This window comes from Acidiplasma aeolicum (assembly GCF_001402945.1).
Classification (GTDB): Archaea; Thermoplasmatota; Thermoplasmata; order Thermoplasmatales; family Thermoplasmataceae; genus Acidiplasma; species Acidiplasma aeolicum.
Genome location: NZ_LKBG01000027.1, coordinates 1 through 4,231, shown reverse-complemented (window position 1 = coordinate 4,231; position 4,231 = coordinate 1). Strand labels below are relative to the sequence as shown.

Below are 4,231 nucleotides of genomic sequence, written 5' to 3'. Positions count from 1 at the left end.
TTTATATCATGTAAACATCCATATTTAAATATTATTTAAAAAAAAGATTTTTTACATTTTTTTGATAAATATTTATATCAAGGGAATATGCCACCATGCAGCTCCCTTTTTCATCCCTTGTTAATAAAGTTTTGCCATTCCTATCAACGCTTATTTTCCCTGTAGTATATTTAAATGCTTTTTCATTAAGATATGCAAGTGCGGCTATTGGATCATGCATTTCAAAGCTTCCATGCCTGTTAACCATATATTTTACCAGTTCATATATAAATTTGCTCTCATTGCTATTTACATGCATTTTGTTTAGATCGTCATCTTTTATTGAAAAATTTGGGTTCATTGTAACATCCAGCGGAATGGTATATATTTTAATTCCTGAATTAAACACCATATTTGCAGCCTCCGGGTCATAAAATATATTAAATTCTGCATCCCCCACGTTACCGGTTCCATACTCATTTAAGGCGAATGCACCGCCCATGACTATAATCCTCCTTATATTTTTTATTATGTTTTTCTCCAGGGAAAACAGCAGTGCCAGTGTGGTTAAAGGGCATGTTATTATTATATCAACCTCCTCATCTTTTAAAGTATTATAAAGTTCTATTATGCCATTAATTTTATTAAATTCATGCATCTCATAAGTATAATTGGCAAGACCATTTTGCCCATGGTACTCCTCATAATATGGTTCCCTTATTAATGGCCTGTATGCACCGTAATACACCGGTATATTTTCCTCCAGAATTTTTGTGACCTCAATTGTATTATTTAATGTATTATCCAAATCGGAGTTTCCGGAGGCTGCTATAATAAAATCCGGTTTAATGCCGTTTTTTACCAGGGTCATTATGGCAAGGGCATCATCAACTCCAGTGTCAACAATTAATACGAGTTTTGCCATTTTAAATTATTAAATGGAAGTAGATAATATTTTTTATAATCCTTTTATTCTTATTTTGGATATTATCAATGGAAAAAATTCTTTTTTAACATAATATATTTGTTTATTTGATAAAAAAATAAATAAAATTAACAGCTACTTTTATATATCCATTGATATTAAATAAGTTATGTTTTCTATCATGAAGGATAACAAAAAAGTATGCAGAATTCAGATTAGAATCTTAAATCCATTTGCGTTTCAAATTAAATAAATGTTTGGGGTGTGTGAATGGAAGAAAGATCAAACATGTATGATATTGGCAGAATTGAGCTGGATAGGATATCAAAAAATAATAGGGCATTTAGCATTATTATGCTCCTTGTTGTCCTGGGTACATTTTTTGATGCAATTGAACAGTATAATGCGGGATATGCAGCCACAGGTGTTTCTGCAGCCTTTCATATAAGCGCCGCAGCCATATCAACTCAGGTTGAGTTTATAACATTTGGATTTATGGCTGTTGGGGGTTTAATAGCCGGCTATATGGGTGATAACTTAGGCCGAAGATTTTTGTATTCATTTAATCTGGGGATATATGCGATTGGTGCCCTTATATCAGCACTGTCTGTTAATTATATAATGTTTCTCCTTGGCAGAATGGTTGTTGGGCTTGGGCTGGGTGGTGAAATAGCCATCGGGCTAACATTAATATCAGAAATTATGCCAACCAGAATAAGAAGCCAGTTCACCGGCATAGTTAATGTTGGGCCGGGCTTTGGAATATTTGCTGTTGCAGTTCTTGCGCTTTTATTTTTAGGCCCATATGAGAGTATTTTTGGTGGACCATATCTCGCATGGAGGTGGTTTTTGGGTGTTTTAATTTTGCCTGCCCTGTTAATTTTGGTTTACAGGAGGTACATACCTGAAACGCCAAGATTTTTAATATCAAAGGGAAGACAGGATGAGGCTTTTGCAGTAATTAAAATGTTATCAGAGGATAAATTAATACCAGTTAAGAGATTGAAAAGTTATTATAATATAAATGAGTTAAAAAAACAGTATAAATATGATGATTTAAAGACAATAACAGAGAAGCCACACACCAGTGAACTTTTTAAGGGAAGATATGCCAGAAGAAGTCTATTATTATTTGTTCTTTCATTTATAACATTTGGTGTGTCTGCATCGTTTACAATAATATATCCTGAACTGTTTTCCTCTGTAACCTCTTCACTACATTTAAGCAGTTCATTTATACTCACAACCATTGTTAATTTTGGTACATTGCTTGGAACATTTACAGCGGTCCTTCTGGCCGCCAAAAACAGAAAGATTTTAATTCCATCGCTTGGTATTCTGGCAATATTTGGTGCAGGTCTAACAGTTGCATTTCATTCATATCCTTACATGGTAATAGTATCGCTGTTTATTTTCGCGTTATTTTCATATGCATCGAATACAACAATATGGTTGTACTCACCAGAAATGTATCCAACAAGGGTCAGGAATATTGGCACTGGTTATATACTTGTTACAAGCCTGGCCGGTGTTGCCATAATGGAGGTTTTTGTTTCCTATATCTATTCGCTTTATAATATAATAGGCATAGGAATTGTCGCCATAGGGGCATTCATTATTTATGTGATTCTGGCATATATAATGGCCGAGGATACGTCCATGAAGGATCTTGAGGTGGTATCTCCATGATTAACAAAATAGACAGCACGATAACTAATGTAAAAATAGTTAGTTCCTGTGGTATATCAGAACCCTGCGATATTTTTATTGCTAATGGTAAAATTATAGGGATACATAAAGCGGGTATTGTTAAACCTGATGGAGAAGTTACAGATGGTAATGAGATGCTTGCATTTCCTGGATTTACAGATTTGCATTTTCATGCCGGTATGGGTTCTATTAATAGCATATACAAAGAACTTGAAACTGAAAGCAGGGCTGCACTGGCTGGTGGTTATACATATATTAGATCTCACCTGATAATAGGACCTGATGGGAGTTCAGGATATCTAAACGTAATTGATAAAATAATTGAAAACGCACAAAGGGTTAGTTATTCCGATTTTTCCTTTAACCCAATGATTGGCACAGATAGCCAGGTAGGGGAACTTGATAAACTGATAAATAAGGGAATTAATGCCTATAAGATATATTATAATGCATATCAGGGAGATGAGGGCAGGAAACTTGGAATATATGTGGATGATGACATAGATGATATTGTAATTAAAGCACTTTCAACAGCTGCAAAATATGATAACACAAGAATAATATTTCATGCAGAGGATAATAGTACTGTAAAATTTTTTACAGCCATGGAAGAAAAAAACAATGGCCTGGATGCATTTAACAGAGGACGGCCACCAATTGCAGAGGCCATTAAAATAGATAAAATATGCAGGCTGGCCATGCGTTTTAAGGCAAAGGTCCACATTGCCCACATATCATCAATAGAGGCCTTTGAAACCGCTAATAAATATCGTGAAATGGGATTGGATGTTTCAATGGAAACTGAGCCACATTATCTATTTTATGATGACTCTATGTGGAATTTACTGGGTGTTTATGGCAAGGTAAATCCTCCATTAAGAACCAAATTGGACAGAGAATTCTTAATAAAAAAGTTATCTGAGAGAAAGTTGGATTCCATATCCTCTGATGTTAATGCTTTAACTGCCAGGCAAAAAATGAAAAATGGTGATAAATACGGAAATATTTGGGATGCTAGTCCCGGATTTGACAACATACAGATGACCCTGCCCAGGCTTATAACCGGCTTTGTATCAAATGGGATTTTAACCTACGAGGATTTGGCATATCTTTTATCAGAAAGACCTGCAGATGTAATTGGCATTAGAAATAAAGGTTCAATTAGTATTGGCAAGGATGCTGATATTGTTTTATTAAACCCAAAAAAGATAAAAAAGGCAACAGAAGAAACACTGGAAACTGTACCAGGGCTGGACTGGAATCCTGAATTAAATAAAGAATTTAGGGGCTGGCCGGAAAATATATTTTTGCGTGGAAGAAAAATGTTATTTGATTCTAAAATTCAGGAGAAAATGGACGGAAAATATGTTTACATAAAGTGATTAATATAATTCAAGGCAATAAGACTTCATTAATTACAGATGATGACTGCATTTTCATTTGAGACTATGTTATTTTTCCAAATTATTTCATTCCGGTATATATGTGTGAACGAATTCAAATGAATATAAATAAAAATAATTTTTTAATGCGTCTTGAAGTCATATATTAAAAGTTTTAACAATGCGGAGGGTCGGATTTGAACCGGCGAACCCCTTTGGGAACAGATTTTGAGTC

3 protein-coding genes are annotated in these 4,231 nt (G+C 34.3%); 2 read left to right on the top strand and 1 reads right to left on the bottom strand.

The features are described 5' to 3' along the window. Nucleotides 1-31 precede the first annotated feature (31 nt). Nucleotides 32-904 (bottom strand): nucleoside hydrolase, encoded by an 873-nt coding sequence (locus tag AOG54_RS01180; RefSeq protein WP_055032289.1) that lies wholly within the window; start codon nucleotides 902-904, stop codon nucleotides 32-34. A gap of 270 nt (nucleotides 905-1,174) precedes the next feature. On the opposite strand from AOG54_RS01180, the gene AOG54_RS01175 reads away from it, so the two are divergent. Both AOG54_RS01175 and AOG54_RS01170 read left to right on the top strand, forming a co-directional pair. Further along, entirely contained in the window at nucleotides 1,175-2,593 is a 1,419-nt protein-coding gene (locus AOG54_RS01175; RefSeq protein WP_084795450.1) for an MFS transporter, read from the top strand. Next, on the top strand, nucleotides 2,590-3,996 hold the full coding sequence (locus AOG54_RS01170) for an amidohydrolase family protein (RefSeq protein ID WP_054964349.1): 1,407 nt from the start codon (nucleotides 2,590-2,592) through the stop codon (nucleotides 3,994-3,996). Before AOG54_RS01175 ends, AOG54_RS01170 begins: the two co-directional genes overlap by 4 nt. Nucleotides 3,997-4,231 lie beyond the last annotated feature (235 nt).